Consider the following 24196-nt stretch of genomic DNA (forward strand, 5'->3'; position numbering starts at 1 on the left):
TGTATCCTCTTGCTTAACCTCTCACTATTTTAACTCATTTACGTTTGAAACGCTCCAATATTTTCTAATTTATTCGCGGTTAGATTAACGTGAATTAAGCGTAATCAAGATATAATAAAACAGCGACTCTCTAAGATCATTAGAGAATCGCTGTTTTATTATACTTATTTAATTCTGCAACTAGAACTTAAGCCCAGTTACCATTCACGAAGATAGGTTCTTCCTTACCATCACGAGTAATACCCGTTATGTTCAGATCTTTAGACCCCATCATAAAATCAACATGTGTAATACTCGCGTTCAGCCCGCTTTCTGCAAGCTGTTCTGCAGACATCGTTTTTCCGCCTTCGATGTTAAAAGCATAGGCGCTTCCGATCGCCAAGTGACAGGATGCATTCTCATCAAATAAAGTGGTGTAGTAGAGGATACCACTCTCAGAGATGGGGGATGCATAAGGCACCAATGCCACTTCACCTAAATAATGAGAGCCTTCATCCATTTCAATCAGACGGGCAAGTGTATCTTGACCTTCTTCAGCTGTAAAACCAACGATACGTCCGTTCTCAAACGTAATCGAGAAGTTATCGATAATGTTTCCGCCATAACTCAGCGGTTTCGTACTGCGTACAGTGCCGTTAACTCCTGTTTTTAAAGGAGCGGTGAATACTTCTTCAGTTGGAATATTGGCTACGAACCGGTCGCCTTTTTCATTAATGCTACCAGCTTGCGCCCAAATATGTCCTTCTGGCAACTCAATTGTTAGATCTGTTCCTTCCGAAACGAAATGGAGCTTATGATATTTTTTGTTGTTGAGCTCATCTGATTTTTGCTGAAGCTTGTTAATATGTTCCTCCCAAGCAGCAATCGGATCATCCTGATCTGCTCGTACCGCTTGGAATATCGCATCCCATAGCATTGGAACTTGCTTATCCTGTGGAGCATCAGGGAACACTTTTGCAGCCCAATCTGGCGATGCAAAAGCTAGACCGGTCCAGCTCATCTTGTCAGATTGCTGATATTGGCGATACTTAGCCATTGCAGAGCCAAAGGTACGCTGGTGATTTGAAATTCGTTCTGGATTGACGCCTTTCATCAGATCAGGATTAGCGGAGAGAATCGTCATGAAGGCAGCACCATTCTCAGCTAGCTCAGTCATTTCCTCAGCATAGTACTTAGGTGGTTCGAGGAAAGATTCATCAGATGCCATATCATAACGAATACGGTTAACCTGTTCGTCGCTGTAATTAACTTTAACGTTCTTAGCACCTGCTTCGTACGCTTTTTTAACAACGAGACGAACAAGCTCTGCAGCTTCAATCATAGCGTTCACAACCAAGGTTTGTTCCGGTTGTACGTTAGCACCGACCTTTACAGCCAGTTCAGCATAACGCTCAAGTTTTTGTTCAAAGGTAAGCATATATAATATCCTCCAGACATCATGTGTATTAGTATAATCAACCTCAGGTCAATAATAGAGTGGGAGAGGCCGCTTTACGAAGAGACACAGCGACCTAATCCCTAAGGATTTCGGTGCTGTGTCGTGGATTAAAATGCCCAGTTTCCGTTACGGAATACCGGCTCTTCATGGCCATCTTCAGTAATACCGTTTATATCCATATCAGCGGAGCCAATCATGAAATCAACGTGTGTAACACTCGTATTCAGACCATGCTTCACGAGGTCATCTTGAGACATTTCCTTACCACCCTCTAGGCAAAATGCATACGCACTTCCGATTGCCAAATGGTTGGAGGCATTCTCATCAAATAGTGTGTTGTAATATAAAATATTGGATTCGGAGATAGGAGACTTGTGGGGAACGAGAGCAACCTCACCTAAATATCGTGCACCTTCATCCATATTGAGCAATCGCTCTAATGTTTCGTATCCTTGCTCAGCTGTAAAGCTGACAACTTTACCGTTCTCAAATGTAAGTGAGAATTTATCTACAATATTTCCAGCGTAACTTAGCGGTTTGGTGCTGCTTACGGTGCCGTTGACTCCAGTCTTTAATGGAGCTGTGAAGACTTCTTCTGTAGGCATATTAGCAACGAAGGTGTGACCCTTCTCATTAATGCTATCTCCTTGAGCCCAAATATGTCCCTTCGGAAGCTCAATCGTTAGATCGGTGCCAGGAGCTATGTAATGCAAAGCTTTATATTTCTTTTGATTTAATACAGCTGATTTCTGATCAAGAACTTTCAAATGCTCTTGCCAAGCTTCAACCGGGTTATCTTGATCTACACGAACGGTATGGAAAATAGCTTCCCACAGTTTGTCCATTTGTTCAGCTTCAGGTACATCAGGGAACACTTTAGCAGCCCAAGAAGGGGATGGAACAGCAATCAGGCACCAGCTAAATTTATCAGCTTGCTGATAAGCACGATACTGCTTCATAGCTTCGCCGCGTGTTTTATAGAAGTTCGCAATTCTTTCGGGATCAATCCCATTCAGAAGATCCGGGTTCTCTGCTAGTACATGTAGTACAGCTGCACCGTTCTCTACGAGTTCAACCATTTCACCAGCAAACCATTTTGGTTTTTCTGTAAACACATCATCAGAGGATTTCTCATACTGAAGGCGTGTTAAGCTTTCATCGTTCCAGATCACTTTGACCAGGCGGGCCCCCGCTTCGTACGCTTTAGCAGCGATTAAGCGAATAAATTCAGCGGATTCTACTGGTGCGTGGACCACTAAGGTCTGCCCCTTCTGTACATTGACCCCTACTTTTACAGTCAATTCCGCATATTTGTCCAGGGATGATTTAAAGTCGGACATTTGGTACCCTCCAATTACATAATTTTTTAAAATCATAACCACATTATACTAGATTGCCCAGCAGATGAAAAATTCTAATCGAACACATCAAAAAATGATATACTGTGATCTGTGAGTATCAGGTTAAGCATTAGGCTAAGCATTAATTAAGGAGAGTGGACTCATGTCACAGTTAACCATCGAACGCGCAGATATGCGCCGTGATGAAGAGAATAATTTTGTAGGGTATGCGGTTTTTACAATGGAAGGACAAGCTGCCGCATATGAAATTACGTTCTTAAGCAAGAACGGGAAAGACTGGGATTATAGTTTGAACTTTGCTGGGGAATCCGGACCGGAAGAGGATTTTCTGAAAGTCGATGCTCTTATCGAAGAGAACGATGATTTGTTCGATGATCTGCTTGATGCGGCCATCGACGCTGGTGGATTCGAGGCTTAATTCACGCCCCTTACATAAAAAGGGGTGAAAACAGACAAACCGTCCTACTCCTTGATGGGAGCGGACGGTTTGTTCTGTGATTCAGGCAGGAATATTCTATTTCATTCTATTATCCGATGATGATTCTGCCTTCAGGATGACGGTACAGATCTTTATAACGTTTACGATTCAGAGCATAAGCTAAAGTTAGTGGCCCGAGGCGTCCAAGTAACATCAGAATCGCAACCGTGAATTTACCTACATCGGTTAATTCGGTTGAAAGCCCCATAGATAGACCTACCGTACAGAATGCAGATACGGCTTCAAACAGAATGGTTAGAAAATCACTGGATTCCGTAGCCGAAAGGAACATCGAGAAACCAACCAAAACCAGCAGTGAAATAATGGTTAACGTAACTGCTTTATAGACAATGGCTTCAGAAATACGGTTCCTAAACAGAACAACGTCACGTTTTCCTTTTATCATCGTGATCACAGATCCAACCAGTACGGCAAAGGTGGTTACTTTAATACCTCCACCCGTGGAACCGGGAGCAGCTCCGATGAACATGAGCATGATTAAGAAAAATTGAGAGGATTGCTGAAGTTCACCGATGTTGATTGTACTTATACCCCCAGACCGAGAAGTAATCGATTGGAAGAAGGACGCCATAACCTTTTGCGGATAGGAGAGGGATCCGAGTGTTTTGGGATTACTGAATTCTAGTGCAAACAGAGCAAATGCACCGATGAGTATTAACGCACCTGATACCGAGAGTACGACTTTGGAATGCAAAGACAGTTTGCGACATTTGGGAAATTCCATAACATCAAACATGACGATGAATCCAATGCCACCAAGGAAGATAAGGCACATGTTGATGATATTAAGTATGGGATCAGTCCCATAGATTACAAAACCGGTAAACGGACCATGAATACTTCCGAGTAAATCGAACCCGGCATTATTGAATATGGAAACACTCTGAAAGACACCGAGATAAAGAGCGTCAGTAAGCGGCATCTCTTTCCAAAACCGCAAAGTCAGAAGAAATGCACCAATACCTTCAATTGTAAAGGCATAGACTAGAACACGCCGGATTAGGTCCACAATCCCTTGGATCTGGTATTGACCCATGGCTTCCTGTAAAATCATCCGTTCCCGCAGAGATATTCTGCGATTAAGCACAAGCGCGATCCAGGTGGCAGAGGTCATGAAGCCTAAGCCTCCAAGTTGAATGAGCATGAGAATAACAATCTGTCCAAAAGTTGACCAGTGCGTCCCTGTATCTACAACCGTAAGTCCCGTAACACTAATTGCGGATACAGCTGTAAAGAAAGCATCGACTAGTCTTGTATGTATGCCTTGTTCTCCTGAAATCGGAAGCATAAGCAGAAAGGTGCCTATAAGCGCAATAGTAACGAAGCCGATGGCTAAAAATTTGGGTGGACTCATCCGAGGTCGTTGCTGTTTCTTTTTCATAGTATGTAACTTATCTCCTTACACATTTGAGCATTCTGATGAAAATATAATGATATAAATCTTAGGCAGAATGTTTAGTAATAAATCATTCTCTAATAATACACGAAAGGTGAGACTTTTAACCATCATGAATCAACAAAAACCGCCAATTCCGGTTGCTATTCCTCTTTTTATAGGTATAACAGCCATATCATTTTCTTCAATCTTCGTTAAATGGTCGGATTCGCCTGTGTCGATCCAAGCCATGTACAGACTAATGATCACGATGCTATTAATGCTTCCTTTTTGCTTTAAGTACATTCCAGAGCTTCGAAAATTTACAGGTGCAGATATAGTAAAACTTGTGGCCTCTGGAACAATGCTTGCCGTTCACTTCTTGCTCTGGATGGGGTCCTTGCAGTGGACAAGCGTGGCAAACTCGACAATAATACTAGCACTACAGCCTCTGTTTGTCATGATTGGAGCGTACATACTGTTTAAGGAGAAGACATCGTTATCAGCGATCGCTGGCATGGGTATAGCATTTATTGGTGTCTTTCTCCTTATTGGAAAAGGTGGTTTAAGCGGAGGGGGTACGCATCTTAAGGGAGATCTGATGTCGCTGTTCGGAACGATGGCAGTTGCAGTACATATGCTGCTTGGGCAGATGGTACTTAAACGGATTCCTCCATTTTTATATAGCTGGTTCGTATTTGCCTTTGCTTCCATATTCCTTGCTGCTTACAATGGATTATCCGGTATTCCGATGACAGGCTATCCACCTAGAGAATGGGGAATATTCCTGCTACTTGCTATCGTACCTACTGTATTTGGACATCTGCTGTTTAACTGGTTGATGCGATACTCTTCAGCCTCTACGGTGTCGATGAGTGTTCTCGGGGAGCCTGTTGGGGCAAGTCTGCTTGCCTTTATACTACTTAATGAGACGATGAACGGTCTGCAGGTAGCAGGCGGGGCAATAGTGATGCTTGGACTCATCCTATTCTTATATGTCCGGCCTTCCCGAACAACCAGTGAAGAAGCTGTAGCAGGTTTGTCAGAAGTGTAAAAACCACATAGATGATGACTAATTAGATAGAGGTTTACTTACCTGTTATAATAGGGAACAATTCTTAACATAATAAATCACAGGAAAGACAGGGAGAATGAGCATGGAAAGAACTAAGAAACAAAGATTAGCATTGTTCTGCGGTGTGTTTTTGCTCATGCTGCTGAAGTTAATGCTTCTTAGATTGTTTTTATTTAATGAAGTGATGTGGGGGAAAGTCTTAACCGATATTTTTTCCTTGTTAGTATTGCTGAGTCTCCTAGAGCTTTTGATTCCTATGAAAGCCAGACATGTATCGTATTGGGTATTTAATCTGATCATATCAGTCATATTATTTGCATCTGCAATTTACAATGTATACTTCGGCTCCATACCAACTTATACAGCGTTATCCGGTCTTGGACAAGTTCATCAAGTTCGCTCTAGTATTACAACTTTAATTGAACCCGAGCATTTCATTTTCTTCGTAGATATTGTGGTTATGGGCATCTTCTGGATCGTGAATCGTGTTCGTAAGCGCAGGGTTCAGCCAAGAGAGTTCACAACATTCAGCCAACCCTCCTATAGAGGTTCTAGAAAAGTATCTGTGTGGAAACTGAGTATGGCAGGACTGCTAATTGTTGGAGTTGTGGTATCCGGTTTATTTATCCGTAAAGGATGGAATATAGAGAATGAGCTCGTTCGTGCGGAACAGATGGGTTTTATAAACTATCAAGTCGCTGCTATTGCAAAAAACAGACAGGAGAACAAAGAATTAGCGCAAGCAAACCTGGATGATACGGTCAAAGAGATCAGACAACTTCAGGAAAGCTACCCTTACCAAAACGTGGACGAAATCGGTAAAATCCCTAATTATTTCGGGGCTGGTAAAGGTAAAAACCTCATCGTCGTACAGATGGAGTCTTTACAAAACTTTCCGATCCATCAATCTTTGAACAATCAAGTATTGACCCCAGTGATGAACCAGCTTGCTGATGAGGGATTGTATTTCCCTTATGTTTATCAGCAGATTGGTCAAGGTAATACATCAGATGCTGAGTTCTTATCGAATACTTCCATCTATCCATTAGGCTCTGTTGCGATGTCTACTGGATTTGGAGGCAAAGAGCTCCCTAGTCTGCCTAAGCTGCTTGGTGAATTAGGATATGTGAGTAATACGTTTCATGTCAACGAAGTTAGCTTCTGGGATCGAAGCAAGATGTATCCTGCTCTAGGATTTGATCATTTCTATGACAAGCCTTACTATACGAATGATCATTTCAATTCTTTTGGTCCTTCAGATGAAGAGTTATATCGAGTAGGCTTAGAAAAGATAATGGATGTACACCAAGATAACAAACCGTTTTATGCTCAATTCGTGACTGTCTCGAGTCACTCTCCATTTACGGTGCCTGAAGAATTTTCGAAAATACAGATTCCAGAAGAACTTGTCGGAACTCAGCTAGGTAATTATCTTGATGCAGTCAACTATTCTGATTATGCGCTCGGTCAACTGATTGAATCGCTAAAATTGAATGGACTGTGGGAAGACACCGTCCTAGTTGTTTATGGGGATCATCAAGGCATTAATAGCAAAGACACCGAATCCAGCTTAATTACGTCTAACCTTGGAATTCCTTATCATGATCAGGTCAGTCGATTTAATATTCCGCTGATGATTCACATCCCTGGTTTAACCGAAGGGAAGACCATTGAGCAGGTTGGTGGTCAAGTAGACATTATGCCAACCATCGCTAATATTATGGGTATATCATTAAAAGAGAAACAGTTCACCGCTCTTGGACAGGACCTGCTTAACATCGAAAAAAATGTCATTGGTATGAGATACTACTTGCCTACCGGTTCGTTCTTTAACAATGAGGTCATGTTTGTACCCGGTGATGGTTTTGATGATGGTTCTGCCATATCTTTAAAAACGCTAGAGCCTGTATCGGATATATCTCCATATCGAGAAGACTACGATTATGTGCTGAAGCTGATGAAATTGTCAGATGAATATGTGAAGCTGCTACCGAACAGAGCGCCTTAAATGAAGAAGAACCGCAGTTATTGTGCGGTTCTTCTTTTGTTAATTGAAATATCAGCTTAGTCTCTTGACAACTGACTTATGACATCATAATATTATACCCGCAGGGGTAATTCGAAATTGGATTATCTAACTCATAATATCATTAATCTCAAAAGGTTATTCGCTGGCCTAGGGGAGGTAAGAGGCTTTGTATTTCTTATATTTCTTCATAAGCGTGCTATTCATTTACGCTTATCGACGGTGGGTTCCTATGAACGGTTTAAAGCTGATGAAGTGCAGTGAATTAGCTCAGGCGAAGCAGGAACGACCCAATCTAAAAGTGTTAGACGTTCGAGATGTCTCAGAATACACAGCAGATCATAGTCATATTAAGGAGTCGGTTAATATCTCACTCGGCCGCCTTCCTTACGTTTGGGATAAAGAATTGAACCCGGAAGACGAAGTCATTATTGTAACGCCTAAATGGTCTGAGGGAATCCTTGCTGCTCGTAAATTGAAGAAAGCCGGGTTTACATCATTATCGTATTTAACCGATAACTGTAAGGGATGTCCTTCTAATCGCTAACATGAAGCATTTAATCAAGTCTGTCTAGCCGTAGGCTGTCAGGCTTTTTTCTATGGTCGAAAACCTGTTTGGCAAACATAATCCTTTAGAGACGCGTGAGTAAAATGGGAATTATAAGGGAAAGTTAGAGCTGGGTATGACATTTTTATAAGGAGCTGTTCAACTTCATGCATTATTTATACAGCCATAATGATTTGGATGGAGTCGGATGTGGCATTATCGCAAAGTGTGCGTTCGGGGATGATGTCGATATACGCTACAATTCCATCAGCGGAATCAATATACAGGTTGAAAAGTATTTAAACAAAGCAAGCTCCCAGGGAAATACAGATAATATGCTGTTTATTACAGATCTAACAGTCAACAGTGAATTAGAGCAGCGTCTAAATGAATATGTTAAGGAAGGTGGCAAGGTAAGGCTGATTGATCACCATAAAACGGCGGAGCATTTTAACAACTATTCATGGGCACAAGTGGATGTGTTACATACGGACGGCCGGGCCTCTTCAGCTACTTCATTATTGTATGAGTATTTAATTACACATGATATGCTCACCCGTACGGAAACGATGGATCAATTCGTGGAATTGGTTAGACTTTATGATACATGGGAATGGGAAGCCGAGAACAAGATCGAAGCTAAGCGGCTGAATGACCTCTTCTATATGATCGCACTGGATGAATTTGAAGAGAAGATGATAGAGCGGCTCCAAAGTCCTCAAGGATTTCTGTTCGATGAGTTTGAAGTGAAGATCCTGGACATGGAGGAGAATAAAATTGAACGCTATATCCGCCGTAAAAGAAGGGAGATCATCCAAACCTTCATTGAAAATAAATGTGTGGGGATTGTATATGCTGAATCTTATCATTCGGAATTAGCTAGTGAACTTGGTTCTGGCTACTCACATCTGGATTACATAGCCATACTTAACATGGGAAGCCGTAAGATGAGTCTGCGTACGATTCATGATGACATCGACGTCTCGGCCATTGCTATGCGTTTTAGCGGGGGAGGGCATGCCAAAGCCTCAGGATGTATGATCACGGACGAAGTATTTCGTCTGTATGTGGAAGAAACGTTCGAGCTGGAACCAATCAGAACGGATGCGACGCGCAACCAGTATAATGTAAAAGGTTCTGAAACGGGCGTTCTCTATGAAAGCTGGGGTGAAGACCAGATATTCATCTATTTATCGCCGTCTGGGCAGTGGGTAGTGGAATGGAATAACGAACAACTATCATTTCATTTTCCCACGTTTGATGAGGCGGAAAGACATGTTAAACGTAACTACGGTGCTTGGCTTGCCAAGGATGAGGTCTATGTCAGCATGTTAACGAACCAAGTGAGGGATATACGTACCCGTAATACGAATTCGACAAGCGGGTAACGCGGAAGTAAGAGGAAGCTAATACTTGAGATCATACTCTGAACGTACTGGTAGATGATATACTTACTCTGGTACGTTCAGAGAATCTATAAGCACTAGGATGCTCAAGATTATTCCTTTTTAATTTAAATTAAAGTTTGAGAAAATATTCACAATAAAGTCACAGGTCTACCGTTCATTCATGTCATTTTTTATTAATATAGAAATATACAGGGAGGCGATTACATCATGAAGAACAAATGGTTTGTCGGATTAGGTGTTGTAGTACTAGCTTTGGGGATCGGAACAGCTGCTTATGCAGAATCCAATCAGATGACTGTGCAAGATATGCTACCGTTTATGAAACAAACGCAACCCCAAGTTACCAATAACCAATCCAATGAAAAGTATCAAGACAGTGATCGCGGCGACGATAGCGAAACATTATATAATTGGGAAAGTCTTATTATAGGAACACAAATCGGATTGATTCGTTAATGATTTACGGATAGACAAAATAAAATAGCGCTCCTTGATGAATCAGGGAGCGCTATTTCTCTATTGTTAAACAAATTACTTTCGGTGGAGATGCCTATAGTGGACATTAATTCACAACAGATTCACATTCTCCACACAGAAACTACATCATTTATTATTATGATGAATTTATAGGAGGCGATAACATCATGAAAAACAAATGGATTGCCGGATTAGGTGTTGCTGTACTTACTTTAGGAATCGGAACAGCTGTTTATGCAGAAACCAATGAAATGTCATTTCAGGAGATGCTGCCATTTATGAAGCAAATGCATCCAGGAGCTTCGGATCAGCAGTTGAATGAAATGTATCAAGATTGCCATGGGAACAATAATGGAATGATGCAAAATCAAGTACAGAATCGCGAAGAGGGATCGTATAACGGCATGATGCGCAGTCATCATAATGGTTCAATGATGTGGGGCGGACAAGCTGAGTCATCACAAGATCTTTAGGAATTAATGCGGTTAACCAGTCTAACACTTCATGTGATAGACTGGTTTTTTTGAGCTAGTGGTAACTCCATGGTTTCAGCATGCATTTGACTGATAATAAAGCAATAAAGTACATAGAGCAGGGGTAATGCTAATGAAAATTCAAGTACTCGTAGTTGATGATGAATGGAATATGCGAAATTTATTACGAATCTATCTCATGAAAGAAGGATTCGAAGTTAAAGAGGCATCAACAGGCTATGAAGCCTTATCCTTAGTTAAGCAGCATAATTTTGATGTCATTCTGCTGGATATTATGATGCCGGATATGGATGGGTGGACTGTATGCAAAAAAATTCGGGAACAGAGTCAGGTTCCTGTTCTAATACTTACGGCTAGATCAGAAACAAAAGACAAAGTTCATGGTCTAGGTATCGGTGCGGATGATTATCTTACGAAACCTTTTGAATCCGACGAACTTATTGCAAGGGTCTATTCTTTGATACGTCGATATACGTTTGCTAAGTTAAGTGCACCGCAAGAAAAAAAGCTCCATTATCCGGAACTATCGATTCATCCCGATGGAAGAGAAGTGCTGATCCATGATCAGCCCGTGGAATTCACGCAGAAGGAATTTGATCTGCTGCTTACATTAGCGCAAAATAGTCATCGTGCTTTTTCTAGAGAAGAGTTGGTAGAGACCATTTGGGGGCATGACTATCACGGGGAATCACGAGTTATAGATACGCATGTGAAGAATATACGGGAAAAAGCGACTAAGGCGGGTCTCAGTTATAATCCACTTCATACGGTATGGGGGATCGGGTACAAGTTTAATCTTGCAGGTGAACTTCTGTGAAACATAACCGTATCGGAATGAAGATAGGGATCTGGATCATGTCCCTATTCCTGATTGTCTTCTTCTTTCTTGGTATCGCGATCGATCGGATCTTCACGAATTTTCATCAAACGGAAATGAAGAGTAAAGTAAATGACATGATAACGCATTTTGTTATGATGGCTGCTTCACCGGAGAATTCTATCGAACATTCACTAGATGCTTTTGCTGATTTCTCTGATGTTAGTATATTCTTTATAAACAATAAGGGCGACGTTACAGCACATTCTGGTGATTATGACCCTTCATACCATACTTTCATCCATGAGCAGGATATTGAGAAGATCTTTGCCGGTGAAACGGTTAACTTTACACATACAGATCCGAATAATAACCGATATATAGTATCAGGTATGGTTATCCCTCAAAGTGATCATGATGGCGCGACTGACAAAGCACTTTATGTTCTTGCATCAACGCAGCACATGGACGAGTCAATCAACCGAATACGTAATTTACTTATCCTATCTGGTGTTGGTGCTCTATTAATTGCTTTGGGGGGAACATGGATTTCAGCTCAAATCTTATCACGCCCGTTACTAGAGATGCAGAAAGCAACTCGTAAAATAGCCGTAGGTGATTTAGAAACGAGACTCTCCATCAAGAGTGGGGACGAGATGGGGTCACTTGCAGAAGCGATTAACGATCTAGCGAAGGACCTGCAACGATATCGGGATACCCGCCAGGAGTTTTTTGCGAATATATCTCATGAACTACGCACACCTATTACGTATATCGAAGGGTATGCCAAGGTTGTTAAAGAAAAATTATATACTTCAGAGGAAGAGAAAGATCAGTACCTAGATATCATTCAGGAAGAGGCAGTGCGTTTAAATAGGCTAGTTAATGATTTATTTGAACTAGCTAAGATGGAAGAAGGTAAGATCAGTTTATCTTTAGAATGGATTGACCTATCCGAGATTGTACGAAATACCGTTCGCAAGATGGAATGGAGGGTTAAGGAGAAGGGGTTATCGATGCAAGCTGTGTATGATGATGAGATTCCATTGATTCTAGGAGATGGTCTTCGTATGGAGCAGATTTTGCTTAATTTGCTTGATAATGCGATTCGATACACCGATCAAGGAAACATAACAGTAAGTATCCACCACAATCCGAACAATGTACACTTAAAGATCAAAGATACAGGTATGGGGATTGCAGAAGAAGAGATTCCATTCTTGTTCGAACGATTCTATCGGGTGGAGAAATCTCGTTCGCGTAAGTTTGGCGGAACCGGTCTTGGACTATCCATCACTAAAAAATTGGTCGATCTTCATGGTGGCGATATTCAGGTAAGCAGCGAACTTGGAGTAGGCACGAGCTTTGATATTTGTTTCCCTTCACCTGAAAGTAAGGAGGATGAATATGAATAAACTGGAGTGGATCCTCGCCAGCGGCTTGATTGTTCTAGGTCTGGGTTGTTTATTCTTATCTGCTATATCTGATCCTGCGCATTTGCATATAATAAGTAAACCTGTATTAGTTCCGTTATGTATACTCATATCTCTGCTCTTCGTAATCTTCGGCTTGAAATATCTCATGGCCAGATGGATGAAAAAATAATATAAAAAGAAAACAGCCCTCCTTGATTACTCAAGGAGGGCTGTTCTTATGCTTTCTAACTTTAAGAGGTTGTGGTCAACTTGTATTAAGCGAACCAGCCCCAAGTAAAGATGAAGAGCGTACCGAATATCGTTACTAGTGCAACGAACAGTGCATAGGCGATATTGATATAGAGTGATTTTTTATTGTCCGATTCCCCGATGTGCATGAACAAGACGAGCTGAAGGGAAGCTTGCAGTATAGCTGTAACCACCAGTATTGCCATCTTCACCGCTGAAGGAATATCCATGAGCACAACAAGCGCAAGTGCGGTAAGGACGAGGGAGGAAACAAAACCTACTACATGCTTAATCGGAAACAGCTGTTTCAACATGTCACATCAGTCCTTTCAGGTAAACAAAGCTGAAGATAAAGATCCATACAACGTCTAGGAAGTGCCAGTACAGCGAGAAGATAAAGGATTTGTTAGCTGTACGATGATCCAAGCCGTACTTTTTCAATTGGAACAGAATTGCTCCACCCCACAATAATCCGAAGGTTACGTGAGCACCGTGAGTACCCAGTAGTACGAACAAGCTGGATAGGAATGCACTTGTCGACAATGTTGCACCTTCATGAACATAAGTGACGAATTCAAATATTTCGATTCCAAGGAAGCCTGCACCGAGCAGCAGGGTGATAATCATAAAGATCATCATCTGCTTTTTAAGACCAAGGCGCATACTGTGAACTGCAAGACCAATTGTAAAACTTGATGTTAACAAGATGAAAGTCTCGGCAAGAACCGGACCAATCTCAAATATTTCTGCACCGCTCGGACCAGTCGCAAAACGATTGACTAGAACGAAGTAAACGGTAAACAGGGTAGCGAACAGTGCGATTTCAGCTCCGAGAAATAACCAGAATCCAAAGATCTTATTGCGGTTTTCCTCTGTTCCGTATTCAAGCGGCTGAGTGGCATCTATTTTCATACCGTATCACCCCGCAATTTGTTTTCTGTTTCAACAATTTCTTCAACCGGAATGTAGTATCCATTATCACGGTCAAAGGACATTGTAGCCATTACAATGATGACGCCAATACCTGCAATGATAGCTGGTACCCACCAACTAAATACTAGGAAGAATCCTAGGAAGAAGAAGATGACACCAAGAACAAACGGTTTGCCTGAATTGCTCGGCATATGAATCTTTGTGATTTTTTCATCCGAGAGAGCAACTTTGTCTTGCTTAGCGAACCAGAATGCATCGCGCTGAGTAACTTTAGGTGTAACAGCAAAGTTGTATACTGGAACCGGACTTGGTGTAGACCATTCCAAAGAACGTGCGTCCCATGGATCTCCGGTTTTGTCTCTTGGTTGGTAACGAGTACTCCAATAGATGTTGTACACGAGTAGAATGAAACCGATCGTTAAGCCGAGTGCACCCACCATGGAAAGCATGTTGAGTGGTCCGAATCCTGTTTCTGCAGAATACGTGTACGTACGGCGTGTCATACCTTTCAGACCCAAGAAGAATAGAGGGAAGAAAGTTACGTTAAACGAAATTGCGATAAACCAGAAAGCCATTTTACCAAGACGCTCATTAAGACGGAATCCGAATACTTTCGGGAACCAGTAATGGAAACCAGCGATAACCGCAAATACGGTACCTGGGATCAGAACGTAGTGGAAGTGAGCTACCAGGAACATCGTGTTGTGATACTGATAGTCGGCACTTGCCATTGCAAGCATGACACCCGTTACACCACCGATTGTAAAAATCGGAATAAAGGCTAGTGAATAAAGCATAGGTGTCGTAAAGGTTATTCGACCTTTTCGCATCGTGAACAGCCAGTTGAATATCTTCACACCGGTCGGAACTGCAATCGCCATCGTTGTAATGGAGAAGAATCCGTTGACCATCGCGCCTTGGCCCATCGTGTAGAAGTGGTGAGCCCACACGAGGAAGGACAGACCGGAAATGACAGCCATACTGATAACCATTGATGTATATCCGTACAGGTTCTTTTTAGAGAACGTCGAGATAATTTCACTGAAGATACCGAAAGCCGGTAGAATAACAATGTAAACTTCAGGATGGCCCCATACCCAGAACAAGTTGGCCCACAGCATATCCATACCGCCGTTCGCCATGGTGAAGAATTGGGAACCGAAAAGTCGGTCAAACATCATTAGAAGCAATGCAATCGTCAGTACTGGGAAAGCAAAGATGATGATGACACATGTAATAAGTACAGACCATGTGAACATTGGCATTTTCATCAAAGTCATGCCAGGTGCACGCATTTTAAGAATGGTAACGATAAAGTTTACGCCAGTAAGCAATGTACCAATCCCTGATATTTGAAGAGCAAGGGAATAATAGTTATTACCTACGGTCGGACTAAATTCATTACTTGCCAGAGGGAAATATGCAGTCCAGCCGGCATCAGGTGATCCTCCGATAACAAAGGAGAGGTTTAAGAGCATTGCCCCGAAGAAGAACAACCAGAAGCTGATTGCGTTTAGACGTGGGAAAGCTACGTCGCGCGCACCGATCTGGAGTGGAATGATGACGTTCATCAGACCAAATACAAATGGCATTGCCATAAAGAGAATCATAATTAAGCCGTGTGTTGTAAAAATTTCATTATAATGTTGTGCGTCTAGGAATTTTAGTTCCGGTGCTGCCGTTTGGGCACGCATCAAGAGTGCGTCAACACCACCACGGAATAGCATAAGCAAGGCTGCTATGATATACATAACACCTATTTTCTTATGATCCACCGTGGTCAGCCATTCCCGCCACAAATATCCCCATTTTTTAAAGTAGGTCAAACCTACGATAATTGCGAGCGTTGCGAGTACAATACTAGCCATGGCTCCGTAGATCATCGGTTCGCCGGTAACGAAAAATTCGTCCCATTTCATAAGGGCTTAACTCCTTTCTGGATGTCTGAAGACATTAATGTCCTTCATGATTTGTTGATTCTTCATCAGCCGGGAAATCCGGAATCGGTTCAGTTGGATCAACATTGGTTTCACTGTCAAACTCAGCTTCGTCCTCTGTTGCCGGATCTGGATGTTCAGTCTTGTTTTCCTGGTGATCAGAAGTTCCGTGGTGTCCATGTTCTTCTGGTGGAGGACTGAAAGTTAGGTGGTTATTCGAGAAGGACATACGGCCTACGAATTTCGTGTTCAGCAGCTTCTTGAAATCTGCTTCCGTTAATTCAGGTGCGGTTGTCTTCACATCATTCACCCACTCGTCATACTCAGCAGGGGACATAGCCAATGTTTCGAATTCCATGTGAGCGAATCCTTCACCGCTAAAGTTGGAGTTCTTACCTACGTACGATCCAGCAACATCAGCAACCACGTTCAGTTTATTAACCATGTCGCTCATACCATATTTTTGACCTGCCAGTTGAGGAATCCACAAGCTGGTGATCGGTCCGAAAGAATAAATACGGAACTCGACTGGACGATGTGTTGGAATGTTCACATAGTTAACTGTTTCAATACCTTCTTCTGGATAACTAAAATGCCATTTCCAGTTCGATGAAGATGCATAGATCACTAGTGGTTCCTGATTCTCATACCCCTCAGGAACTTTCTCAACAGCACTTGTAGTCTTCACAGTGACTACGGACAGAATAGCTACAATAATAATAGGAATTGTGATCCAAGTTATCTCCAGCCACTTACTGCCCTCTTCATGAGGAGGCACGTATCCTTCATTAGACTTCTTAGCCCGGTATTTAACCAGGATAAAGATGTACAAGGCGTATACTACCGCCAAGACTCCGAGCATCATTAATATAGAAAATATGATGGTCTCGGATAGGGTTCTTGCAGCAGGTCCCTTTGGATCCAATACTGTAATTGAGCTGCATCCCGATAAGAGCAAGGTGAAGCTCAAGAACAATGCAAATAACGGCCCTCGTTTTTTCATGGTGTACCCCTTTCTTTCTTACTCTATCTTCTGGCGTTGTTTGTTTCCTTTACCTATATTAAGAAGTTAAGCATCGGTTTGCAAAAAGCATTTCTTTGTAAAATAACCATATAATGGTTTAATCATGACGAAGTATGTAACATTCTGTGTTCAAATTGTTACAAACGAAGGGGTCTGTGAGAGAAATCACAGTATTACCGCGGTTTACAGCGAGTTCAAACTTTGTTCAAATATTCACGATAGTTCGTATATTTGTCACAAATTTTTGGCTATAAAAGCTTCAAATTCCTTTCATAGCAACATTTTTTTCAATTTGTGTAATTAAAGGGAATGGAGGCGTAAGGTAGCGTGATTGCTATATTTTTTCTCTACAATAATTATGAAGCGTATACAATTACCTAAATATATAAATTGATATTAATCAATGACATTTACCGTTGCATAACTAGATTTGAAGAATAGTATGTAATATCTCAAATCGAGAGGAGGTTAGAAGAATGACTTCTATATTACCTCAAATGTTCAATTTACCAGTTTCGGAGAGTAAGACCTACTATGAGGATTTGTCGAGTGGTAAAAATGCGACCATTAACGTACTGAATCTCTCACCAAATCCGGTTGATCTTGTAGTTACACGTGCTAATGCTGATACCTCCACGTATACGATTTCTGGCTTCAATAGCCGAAGCTTATCCGTAGATCAGCTGTTGAGTGTTTCACTTTCTTCATCAGAAGATGGTCCTGCTTTTGGCGGAATTCTAATTACTACATTAGATGATATCGTATAGATCATACTGATGGAGTTAGGCCGTATTACTTTTTTTAATGTAAAGAAGTCTATTCCTACAGCGGTAGTACTGTGGGAATAGACTTCTTTTTTTCTTGCTCATATTCAAATAAGTTCTTGACAAATATCAATTTTGAAATTATTTTATACCCAGAGAGTTTTGCATTGAGGAAACATATTTGATGTTGTCCACATTTCTTTTACGAAGGAACAATTATTGGTTCTTACCATACTGTAGGAGGAGGAAAAGAAGGTGAATGGAATAATGACTAAACAGATGTACAAGAGGACAATCAAGGTTACGATTGTAATGGTTCTGGGGTTATCACTTATACTTACGGGTTGTGCTACGAAAGAAAATAAGTCTGATGGTGCACTATCGGAAGGTCAGATTAGTATCGTGACAACAATTGGACAAATCGCCGAACCGCTATCCGTCATTGGTGGAGATAAGGTGAATGTACAAAGCCTAATGGGCCCAGGTGTAGATCCGCACTTGTATAACGCAACTCAAGGGGATATCAAGAAGCTCGATGACAGTGACATCGTATTTTATAGTGGTCTGCATCTTGAGGGGAATATGATCGAAATATTTGAGGAAATTGGTAAGCGAAAGCCTGTGCTTGCAATTGGCGAAGTTGTACCGAAGGATCAGTTGCTTAGAGATGATGCCGATGCCGTCGATCCTCACATCTGGTTTGACATCGATTTATGGAAGCAGGCTCTGAATTCGGCAGTAGATGAACTGAAGAATTTCTCTCCGGACAATGCAGAATATTTCGAGGCAAACAAGGTAAAGTACTTTGAAGAGCTTGATGCATTAAGTAAAGAATCGAAAGAAAAGCTTGCTCAAATTGAGAAAGAAAAGCGAGTCATTGTAACGGCGCATGATGCATTTGGCTATTTCGGACGAATGCACGATATGAAAGTTGTAGGACTTCAGGGATTAAGCACAGAAGATGAGATCGGGATATCAGATATTGATGAAACAATACAGACATTACTTGAGCACAGCATCCCAGCTGTATTTGTAGAGAGCAGTATTAACCCAAATTCAATTAAGGCGGTTATCGAAGGTGCTGCTAGTCAAAATTTGAACATAAAACTTGGCGGAGAACTCTATTCAGACGCAATGGGTAGTGAGGGAACACCAGAAGGCACTTACATCGGAATGTATCGTCATAATGTGGATACGATTTTCAAAGCCTTAACAGGAAGCGGTGAATGAGTATGTCAGTTCTAAGTGTTCAAGGATTATCAGCTTCTTATCGTAAAAATAAAGTATTGAGTGAAGTCACATTCGATGTACAGCCGGGGTCACTGACAAGCATTGTCGGTCCAAATGGGGCCGGAAAGTCCACACTACTGAAAGTAATGCTGGAGCTTCATCCTAAACTCTCGGGTACAGTAAGTTTTTTCGGTTCTACACTCGGTAAAATGAAGACTCGTGTTGGTTACGTCCCGCAGCGCGGATCTGTGGACTGGGATTTTCCGACGAACGCACTGGATGTTGTCATGATGGGATTATACGGTCAGGTTGGATGGTTAAAGTTGCCTAAACGTAGACATAAGGAAAAAGCGCTGGCTTCACTCGAGCAAATGGGAATGGCTGACTACGCACAGAGACAGATCAGCCAGCTCTCTGGAGGACAGCAACAACGGGTATTTCTGGCCCGTGCATTGGTGCAAGAAGCTGATTTGTACTTCATGGATGAGCCCCTTGCCGGTGTAGATGCTGCCACGGAAAGTGCCATCATGTCGACTCTGAAAGAGTTGAGAAGGTCTGGTAAGACAGTAATGGTTGTTCATCATGACTTGCAAACTGTAGAGGAATACTTTGACCACGTTCTGCTGTTAAACCGCGGAGTTATAGCTCATGGGAAGACAGAAGACGTCTTCACTAAGGAAAATGTGTACCGCGCTTATGGCGGTGCACTTCGCTGGATGAAGGAGGCGTAAACCATGGATACGCTACTTTCGCCTAATACACAATGGGTTCTATTAAGCACATTAATTCTTGGAATGGCTGCTGGTGTAATTGGATGTCTCGCCTATTGGAAGCGTCAAAGTCTTATGAGTGACGCTTTATCGCACGCTGCCTTGCCGGGTGTTGTTATTGCCTTCGCCCTTTCTGGTACGAAAAGTTTACCTATTATGATAACCGGAGCTGCTATAAGTGCTCTGATCGGTGCATTAATGATTCAATGGATCGGTTCCTCGAGTCGGATTAAAGAGGATACAGCCATGGGCATGATCTTATCCGTATTTTTCGGTCTGGGAATTATGCTGCTAACGATCGTTAATCGTTCGGCAGGAGGTAACCAGAGCGGACTTGATAGTTTTATTTTTGGTCAGGCAGCATCGATGGTCCGGCGAGATGTATATACGATGCTCGTGCTTGCTCTAATTGTGATGCTTGTGGTGATCATAGGATTCAAGGAATGGAAATTGTTCCTCTTCGATCCTGACTTTGCTAAAGGATTGGGTTTGTCAGGTCGCCTCATGAACAGTATTTACCTTGCCGTTCTCGTGCTTGTGATTGTTATTGGTATTCAAGCGGTTGGAGTGATCCTGATGTCAGCATTGCTCATTATCCCAGCTGTCAGTGCTCGGTATTGGACACATTCATTTAAATGGATGCTTATTCTCTCAGCTGTATTTGGCGGAAGTGCAGGAATGACGGGTACGATGATCAGTACATTAGGTAAGGGCTGGCCAACAGGTCCGTTCATCGTTGTCTCATCGTCCGCACTTTTCGTAATTTCGCTTGTATTTGGCTCTGAAAAAGGGTTGCTCATTCAAGCTCTGCAGCTTCGTTCCCAGAAAAAGCAGATTGCAGAGGATACTCAAATCTGGTCCAGACAGACAGCTGTGATTAAGGAGGCGGAAAGATGAGTTATACGGGGTGGATACTTCTAACCGCTTCACTTGTCGGATTATCTTGCGGTATTATTGGGGTGTTTCTGATCCTGCGGCGGTTGGCCATGATGGCTGATGCGATTAGCCACACCGTTCTATTAGGCATCGTTACGGCATTTCTGATTACGAGGGAGCTTAGCGGGAGTCATATGCTCATAGGTGCTATTATTGCCGGTCTAATGACCTCGGTACTTGTACAATGGTTTCATTCCCGCGGCGTTCAGCAAGATGCTTCCATCGGTGTAGTGTTTACGACTCTATTCGCGATAGGAGTTATCCTGATTGCCACCCAGGTAGGAAATGCTCATTTGGACGTGAAGCATGCACTGATGGGAGAGATTACTTTTATTCCATGGAACAAGATCAATATCCCTTGGATCGGAGAAATACCAGAGGCAACCTTTATTTTGTCAGTTGTCCTGCTTGTGGTCATTATCGTGATACTCTCTTTCTACAAAGAGTGGAAAATTACATCCTTCGATCCCGCTTTGGCTGCAAGTCTAGGTATACCTGTTGTTCTTATGCATTACTTGTTTATGTCACTTGTATCGGTGACTACAGTTGCGGCATTTGATGCAGTTGGTGCAATTATGGTTGTTGCTATGCTCATTACACCTGCGGCTTCCGCTTATTTATGGACAGATCGCATGTCAGTGATGATTATACTTAGCGGGACATTTGGTGTCCTATCCTCTGTAGCGGGTTATTATATTGCCGTATGGTTGGATACTTCTATTTCGGGATCTATGGCATTCGCTACAGGGATCATGTTCGTATTTAGCTTCTTGTTCTCTCCTAAACATGGAATACTCTCACGATATCTTAAACCTTTCACTGTGCCTGAGATTTAATCTTTAAATTACATGACAGCTGTAGAGCTATTAGCTCTGCAGCTATTTTTTTATTGTTATTATGATTGAGATCAGATTTAATAAAACTAGGAATATTTTGACATCTCAATTTGGGAGTAGATAATATGAAGCTAAGAAGAACGGTATATATCATTTCCGGTCCTGCTGGCGTAGGGAAATCGACGACTTCAAAAAGGTTAGTGCATTCACTTGAGCGAAGCTCTTATATATCAGGTGATACTATTAGTCATCTTCCTGTTGTGGGGCGGGGGAAACCGTGGCTATGTGAAGACACGAATCGGTTAACATGGACAAATATCGCATCTCTCACTCACAATCTGTTACAAGCTGATTATAATGTCGTGATTGACTATGTTACTTTTCCGCATGAGGCTGCATGGTTGGCCAATGAATTAAAGAACAAAGAAGTTCAGATCGTTTATATCATTTTGCTGACGGATCAGGAAACACTGGGTGCACGGGACCGTTTGCGTCCTGCTGAGGAACAGATGGGAGAGCGAAGCTTTATTTTACTGCAGGAGTTTAAGGCAGCTATCCAAGATACGCAGCATGTTCTGTACACTAGTCACTTGTCAGTCGATGACATAGATAAGGTTGTCCAAGAGATTCGACATAACAAACAGTACATAATAAGGGAGAAACAAGCTGTGTTTGGAAGAATGGAAGAGAAATAAGTCATTCTATGAATCTAAGAATTCGATTTGCCCTATTATTATAGAGGCCACTTTGGGATTAACTCCTGAAGTGGCCTCTAGCGTTCAAGTAATACTGAAGGTTTTATAGGATCGATTGCGGATTTTTTTTAGCTTTGATGTTTAAGTAAATCACGGTACATACAGCTCCGATCGTGCCGCAGATGATATCCCACATGGTATCCGTTAAGCTGCCATTTTGCGAAACCAGCCCAAATAGGTGATCAACCGTAAATTCGTAAATTTCCCAACACGCAGCCATAGCAATCGAAAAGAACAACGAAAACCATATTGAAATACGTGGTGGGAGATCCGTTATTCCTTGACGTTGGATGATTTTATGGAGCACCAACAGTCCAACATACACAAGGATCACGCCGGACAGCAAATGCTCAATTTTATCTAAAATGGGGATAACACCATACATATTAAATAAGTTGGCCACAAGCATGGTGATTGTAATAAATAGCAATACGGAAAAGTGAAGACTCGGGGAGAGTGTTGTCTTTGTCCATCTCAAGAGTCCTCTTAATAATAGAAGAACTGCGATGATCAATCCCGCTTGAAAACATTTTGAATAAACGCCTTTTATGGCAAAGTAGACTAATGCGATGCTGCATATCAAATATAATCCTATTTCAAACACTTGAATATATCTTCGGCTTCCTGATGTTTTTCTTGATGTCTGTTTCACGTAAAGCCCCTTCTCTATATCAGATTATTGTGACAATATTTTCATTCCTGTACTGTCGAGAGTGACATCCACTGTGACAAGCTCTAATGAATCTTCATCCAATATGAATGGTTTCATTTGACTGAGTTTTTTCCAAAGTCCTGTCTGTTGTTTAAACAATAGATGGCTCAATCTATACAGGTCTGCATTGATATCGTAGCCATGCTTATACGTTGATAGTATTTCTTCTTTTACTGCTTTCGCAGCTTCTTTCTCAAGTTCATTTATGGAAAAATCCCTCCGGAGTTCCACAACACTCCCCTTTAATTTAACGTGTATCTTATATTTCGGTACGCCGTTTGAAACGTACAACTTCTTTTTGATTTTCGGTTTCTGCAGTATTAGGTCTGCACCAATGTCATTATCTTTTTTTATAGCAAGGGGAGAACGATGGGTTCCAGTATCTAACCAACGAAGTCCAGTAAGCTTATCATTCGTAAGTAATCCGTTCAGCTTATCGTCTGACATTGCAAAGACTCCATTAAGGTTTAGTTTAGGATCTTCTTTATTATTCTTTCGCCATGTTGATAAATCAATGGTTAAACGTGGAAGTAGGACTTGAAATCCTGGCTCAGTTATTGCAGCAACAAAATCAAAGTATCGAATTGGAGAAATAAAAGATTTCTGTTCATGCACCTGTGTAGGCTCATGTAATAACGTATTTAGAGGTGACAGATTGTAAAAAGCAGTTACATTCAATAAATCTTCTATCGATTCATCAGTTCCGTATACCCAGGGAGTCACTCGAATTTCCTGATAGCGGGTAATTGTATCCAGTTGAGGGAGAAGATTAGATTTCAACACATTCTTACTTAAAATAATACTTGAGATATGCCCCCATGAAGTCCGCTCCTGAGATGAATTATACAAATCGTTAATTGCTATATCCAAAGTTTTACCTTCGGTTTTACCTGTCCAAACATCTGACGTCGGGGACGATTGTCCTCCTTCTGACTTCGCTATGGAGGTGAAATCAAGCATTTGGGTGTATAAGACAAAGTGATCGTCTTCGTAATCGATGCCGATTGCTGAAATGTAGTTCATATCTTGTATTTCTTTGATATCCCAGCAACCGCTAAGAAGGTTAAGAAGCAGACATACACATATTATTTTAAGTAACTTGACGTGTTTGTTCATC

The 24196-nt window shown here is 41.7% G+C and carries 25 protein-coding genes; 16 read left to right on the forward strand and 9 right to left on the reverse strand.

Going from position 1 to position 24196, the window contains the following annotated elements; genetic code table 11:
• Nucleotides 1-187: 187 nt before the first annotated feature.
• Nucleotides 188-1417 carry an aminopeptidase gene (locus ACFQV5_RS15265; protein WP_379248199.1) on the reverse strand — a complete coding sequence of 410 codons (1230 nt, stop codon included), beginning with the start codon at nt 1415-1417 and terminating at the stop codon, nt 188-190.
• Nucleotides 1418-1545: 128 nt separating this feature from the next.
• Nucleotides 1546-2778 carry an aminopeptidase gene (locus tag ACFQV5_RS15270; RefSeq protein WP_379248200.1) on the reverse strand — a complete coding sequence of 411 codons (1233 nt, stop codon included), beginning with the start codon at nt 2776-2778 and terminating at the stop codon, nt 1546-1548.
• A 163-nt stretch (nt 2779-2941) separates the two neighbouring features.
• Here ACFQV5_RS15270 and ACFQV5_RS15275 point away from each other — a divergent pair, with 163 nt between their 5' ends.
• Entirely contained in the window at nt 2942-3217 is a 276-nt protein-coding gene (locus tag ACFQV5_RS15275; RefSeq protein WP_379248201.1) for a hypothetical protein, read from the forward strand.
• Between the two features lie 109 nt (nt 3218-3326).
• On the opposite strand, the gene ACFQV5_RS15280 is transcribed toward ACFQV5_RS15275, so the two are convergent.
• Nucleotides 3327-4679 carry a TrkH family potassium uptake protein gene (locus ACFQV5_RS15280; RefSeq protein WP_379248202.1) on the reverse strand — a complete coding sequence of 451 codons (1353 nt, stop codon included), beginning with the start codon at nt 4677-4679 and terminating at the stop codon, nt 3327-3329.
• 127 nt (nt 4680-4806) lie between these two features.
• Between ACFQV5_RS15280 and ACFQV5_RS15285 the strand changes: the two genes are divergently transcribed.
• The 9 genes from ACFQV5_RS15285 (at nt 4807) to ACFQV5_RS15325 (ending at nt 13123) form a co-directional block, all read left to right on the forward strand.
• Complete coding sequence (locus tag ACFQV5_RS15285; protein ID WP_379248203.1) at nt 4807-5727, forward strand: DMT family transporter; 921 nt, start codon at nt 4807-4809, stop codon at nt 5725-5727.
• Nucleotides 5728-5830: 103 nt separating this feature from the next.
• Nucleotides 5831-7756 carry an LTA synthase family protein gene (locus tag ACFQV5_RS15290; RefSeq protein ID WP_379248204.1) on the forward strand — a complete coding sequence of 642 codons (1926 nt, stop codon included), beginning with the start codon at nt 5831-5833 and terminating at the stop codon, nt 7754-7756.
• Between the two features lie 250 nt (nt 7757-8006).
• On the forward strand, nt 8007-8321 hold the full coding sequence (locus tag ACFQV5_RS15295; RefSeq protein ID WP_379248205.1) for a rhodanese-like domain-containing protein: 315 nt from the start codon (nt 8007-8009) through the stop codon (nt 8319-8321).
• A 167-nt stretch (nt 8322-8488) separates the two neighbouring features.
• On the forward strand, nt 8489-9709 hold the full coding sequence (locus ACFQV5_RS15300; RefSeq protein ID WP_379248206.1) for a DHH family phosphoesterase: 1221 nt from the start codon (nt 8489-8491) through the stop codon (nt 9707-9709).
• A gap of 228 nt (nt 9710-9937) precedes the next feature.
• The gene (locus ACFQV5_RS15305) at nt 9938-10186 is read left to right on the forward strand and encodes a hypothetical protein (RefSeq protein ID WP_379248207.1); all 249 of its coding nucleotides are present in this window, start codon (nt 9938-9940) and stop codon (nt 10184-10186) included.
• Nucleotides 10187-10374: 188 nt separating this feature from the next.
• A complete protein-coding gene (locus ACFQV5_RS15310) occupies nt 10375-10680 on the forward strand; it encodes a hypothetical protein (protein ID WP_379248208.1) in 306 nt (101 codons plus the stop codon).
• Between the two features lie 133 nt (nt 10681-10813).
• Nucleotides 10814-11518 (forward strand): response regulator transcription factor, encoded by a 705-nt coding sequence (locus ACFQV5_RS15315; protein WP_379248209.1) that lies wholly within the window; start codon nt 10814-10816, stop codon nt 11516-11518.
• On the forward strand, nt 11515-12933 hold the full coding sequence (locus tag ACFQV5_RS15320) for a sensor histidine kinase (protein ID WP_379248210.1): 1419 nt from the start codon (nt 11515-11517) through the stop codon (nt 12931-12933). The genes ACFQV5_RS15315 and ACFQV5_RS15320 overlap by 4 nt, the downstream gene beginning before the upstream one ends.
• A complete protein-coding gene (locus tag ACFQV5_RS15325) occupies nt 12926-13123 on the forward strand; it encodes a hypothetical protein (RefSeq protein WP_379248211.1) in 198 nt (65 codons plus the stop codon). Before ACFQV5_RS15320 ends, ACFQV5_RS15325 begins: the two co-directional genes overlap by 8 nt.
• 85 nt (nt 13124-13208) lie before the next feature.
• Here the strand turns inward: ACFQV5_RS15325 and qoxD are convergent, their stop codons facing one another.
• Genes qoxD through qoxA form a run of 4 tightly spaced genes read right to left on the reverse strand, consistent with a single transcriptional unit; the run spans nt 13209 to nt 17055 of the window.
• Nucleotides 13209-13496, reverse strand: coding sequence for a cytochrome aa3 quinol oxidase subunit IV (gene qoxD, locus ACFQV5_RS15330; protein ID WP_379248212.1), 288 nt, complete (start codon nt 13494-13496; stop codon nt 13209-13211).
• Nucleotide 13497: 1 nt separating this feature from the next.
• The gene (gene qoxC / locus ACFQV5_RS15335) at nt 13498-14094 is read right to left on the reverse strand and encodes a cytochrome aa3 quinol oxidase subunit III (protein WP_379248213.1); all 597 of its coding nucleotides are present in this window, start codon (nt 14092-14094) and stop codon (nt 13498-13500) included.
• Nucleotides 14091-16034 carry a cytochrome aa3 quinol oxidase subunit I gene (gene qoxB / locus ACFQV5_RS15340; protein ID WP_379248214.1) on the reverse strand — a complete coding sequence of 648 codons (1944 nt, stop codon included), beginning with the start codon at nt 16032-16034 and terminating at the stop codon, nt 14091-14093. The genes qoxC and qoxB overlap by 4 nt, the downstream gene beginning before the upstream one ends.
• Before the next feature lie 34 nt (nt 16035-16068).
• On the reverse strand, nt 16069-17055 hold the full coding sequence (qoxA, locus tag ACFQV5_RS15345; RefSeq protein ID WP_379248215.1) for a cytochrome aa3 quinol oxidase subunit II: 987 nt from the start codon (nt 17053-17055) through the stop codon (nt 16069-16071).
• Nucleotides 17056-17552: 497 nt separating this feature from the next.
• Here qoxA and ACFQV5_RS15350 point away from each other — a divergent pair, with 497 nt between their 5' ends.
• The 6 genes from ACFQV5_RS15350 to ACFQV5_RS15375 all read left to right on the forward strand — a co-directional run bounded on the left by ACFQV5_RS15350 (nt 17553) and on the right by ACFQV5_RS15375 (nt 22307).
• Complete coding sequence (locus tag ACFQV5_RS15350) at nt 17553-17843, forward strand: hypothetical protein (protein WP_379248216.1); 291 nt, start codon at nt 17553-17555, stop codon at nt 17841-17843.
• A 264-nt stretch (nt 17844-18107) separates the two neighbouring features.
• On the forward strand, nt 18108-19070 hold the full coding sequence (locus ACFQV5_RS15355) for a metal ABC transporter solute-binding protein, Zn/Mn family (protein ID WP_379248285.1): 963 nt from the start codon (nt 18108-18110) through the stop codon (nt 19068-19070).
• 2 nt (nt 19071-19072) lie between these two features.
• The gene (locus ACFQV5_RS15360; protein WP_379248286.1) at nt 19073-19801 is read left to right on the forward strand and encodes a metal ABC transporter ATP-binding protein; all 729 of its coding nucleotides are present in this window, start codon (nt 19073-19075) and stop codon (nt 19799-19801) included.
• Nucleotides 19802-19804: 3 nt separating this feature from the next.
• A complete protein-coding gene (locus tag ACFQV5_RS15365; RefSeq protein ID WP_379248217.1) occupies nt 19805-20737 on the forward strand; it encodes a metal ABC transporter permease in 933 nt (310 codons plus the stop codon).
• Nucleotides 20734-21612, forward strand: coding sequence for a metal ABC transporter permease (locus tag ACFQV5_RS15370; RefSeq protein ID WP_379248218.1), 879 nt, complete (start codon nt 20734-20736; stop codon nt 21610-21612). The genes ACFQV5_RS15365 and ACFQV5_RS15370 overlap by 4 nt, the downstream gene beginning before the upstream one ends.
• 125 nt (nt 21613-21737) lie before the next feature.
• Nucleotides 21738-22307 carry a P-loop nucleotide/nucleoside kinase family protein gene (locus ACFQV5_RS15375; RefSeq protein WP_379248219.1) on the forward strand — a complete coding sequence of 190 codons (570 nt, stop codon included), beginning with the start codon at nt 21738-21740 and terminating at the stop codon, nt 22305-22307.
• A gap of 103 nt (nt 22308-22410) precedes the next feature.
• Here ACFQV5_RS15375 and ACFQV5_RS15380 read toward each other — a convergent pair whose 3' ends face one another.
• Nucleotides 22411-23019, reverse strand: a complete 609-nt coding sequence (locus tag ACFQV5_RS15380) for a DUF2238 domain-containing protein (RefSeq protein WP_483874803.1) — start codon at nt 23017-23019, stop codon at nt 22411-22413.
• 24 nt (nt 23020-23043) lie between these two features.
• Nucleotides 23044-24195 carry a Ger(x)C family spore germination protein gene (locus tag ACFQV5_RS15385; RefSeq protein WP_379248221.1) on the reverse strand — a complete coding sequence of 384 codons (1152 nt, stop codon included), beginning with the start codon at nt 24193-24195 and terminating at the stop codon, nt 23044-23046.
• Nucleotide 24196 lies beyond the last annotated feature (1 nt).

Source organism: Paenibacillus sp. GCM10028914 (assembly GCF_042666275.1).
Lineage (GTDB): Bacteria > Bacillota > Bacilli > Paenibacillales > Paenibacillaceae > Paenibacillus_AQ.